The organism is Mesorhizobium sp. M7A.F.Ca.CA.001.08.2.1 (assembly GCF_003998455.1).
GTDB lineage: Bacteria > Pseudomonadota > Alphaproteobacteria > Rhizobiales > Rhizobiaceae > Mesorhizobium > Mesorhizobium ciceri.
Map to the genome: position 1 here is coordinate 1 of NZ_RZPW01001224.1, position 1,034 is coordinate 1,034.

Annotated in this window: 1 protein-coding gene; it reads left to right on the forward strand. The window is 61.0% G+C overall.

All coding sequences use genetic code 11. The annotated features are described in order from the left end of the window. A partial coding sequence (locus tag EN914_RS36370) for an alpha/beta fold hydrolase (RefSeq protein ID WP_164779215.1) occupies window positions 1–852 on the forward strand: 852 nt, incomplete at its 5' end. Between the last annotated feature and the right edge of the window lie 182 nt (window positions 853–1,034).

A 1,034-nucleotide genomic window follows, 5' to 3' on the forward strand; every position in this document is an offset into this window, starting at 1 on the left:
CTCCTGCATGGATCCATGGCGGAGGATTTCAAGTCGAGCGGCGTCTTCGATGAGGCGGCAAAGACCTACCGGGTGCTCGCATTTGACCGTCCCGGCTTTGGGCGAAGCTCACGTTCGCGCACCCGGCGCTGGTCCGCTTGCGACCAAGCCGACCTCATACATGCCGCCGCCGGCAGATTGGGTATTAAGAAATATCTCGTGCTTGGACATTCCTGGGGAGCCTGGATCGCCCTCGAGTTGGCGCGCAGGCATCCTTCATCGGTCGCTGGCATTGTGCTTGTCTCAGGCTATTACTATCCGCCACCGCGGCTGGATCTTGCACTGGCCGCACTCCCGGCATTGCCGGTGATCGGAACGGGGTTTCGCCACACCTTGTTGCCGCTGCTTGTGAGGCTTGCCTGGCCTTGGGCAATGGAAAAGATATTTCGACCCGCTATGATCGCCAGCGACTTCGCCGCATCCGCCAAGGATGCCGCCAGCCGCCCTTCCCAACTGGGGGCGGTTTGTTCGGAGTCAGCATCTATGCTGGCCGCGGCCCTGTCGGAGAAGGCCAGCTATAAGGACATTTCCGTACCGACCGGCATCCTGGCGGGATCTGGAGACCGGTTGTTCGATGCGGAACGGAATGCACGGCGCCTGCATGGCGAAGTTGGTGGGTCTCTCCTCGAGGTGATTCCGGGCGCTGGCCATATGGTTCATCAGAGCGCCCCGCAGGCAGTAGTCGGTATGGTGCACACGATTTCAGCACGGCACGCCCTTTCCCAATCGAACCGTCGGCAGCGACGTAAGCTGCGTGCCGACGAGTTCAAGCCAGGTCCGGCTCCGCAAATGTTCCAGGCGGGCGACAAGTGACGCCGCTTGCACCAGATCGTCGTTCAAACGAGCTTTCCAAATGAGCGACCAACGTCCAGCCAACATGCATTCGGTGCTCCACCAGAACATAGACGCACTGGTCGAGCACAGGCGACAACAGGAGGAGCACCAAAGCGTTCAGGTGCGGATTGCCGGCGCTATTTCGCGCTTCGCGGGGAGCA